A 565-nucleotide genomic window follows, 5' to 3' on the forward strand; every position below is an offset into this window, starting at 1 on the left:
AAGTCAACGGTTACTAAAGTAGTTAAGATGGCCCAAACTGGTCATCACCAAACTTGGTTTGATCGATTGGTGGCTTGGTTCAAATAATTGCTAGTTTGAGGGTTCAGCACGTATACTAATGGTGTTAAGAAATGACTACTGGCCAATAATGGGAGGAATCAACATGGCTGATAATGTGTTAATGGCCTATCATATTGTGCATGATCCTGATGAGCGGGCAAAACATGTTTTGAATACGAAAAAGTTGTATAAGTGGCGGATTACCGAAAAGACGAAGGGCACCCCGGTAGTTGGTAATGTGGCGTTAGTCCAAACCCAGTTTGCGAAGCGCACGCCAGTTATGATTTATGCGACGAAGGAAGTTGCCAATGATTTGAGTGACTTACAACCAGTTAAAGTCTTTACCAACAATCGTGATCAAGAGACGGTTAATCAAACGTTTGATGACCTGATGAAATAACTTAACGGCCCAAGCCAACGTGATTCACTTTACGTTGGCTTGGGCCGTTCCTTTAATTAAGAAAAGTAATTAATTATCTTCTACAATAGATTGTAAAATTAATCT

1 protein-coding gene is annotated in these 565 nt (G+C 40.2%); it reads left to right on the forward strand.

Annotated features, from left to right (window positions below):
- Positions 1-163: 163 nt before the first annotated feature.
- A complete protein-coding gene (locus KGF70_RS17065) occupies positions 164-460 on the forward strand; it encodes a DUF5839 family protein (RefSeq protein ID WP_056953201.1) in 297 nt (98 codons plus the stop codon).
- Positions 461-565 lie beyond the last annotated feature (105 nt).

The sequence above is a fragment of the Lactiplantibacillus sp. 7.2.4 genome (assembly GCF_018991185.1).
Classification (GTDB): Bacteria; Bacillota; Bacilli; order Lactobacillales; family Lactobacillaceae; genus Lactiplantibacillus; species Lactiplantibacillus pentosus.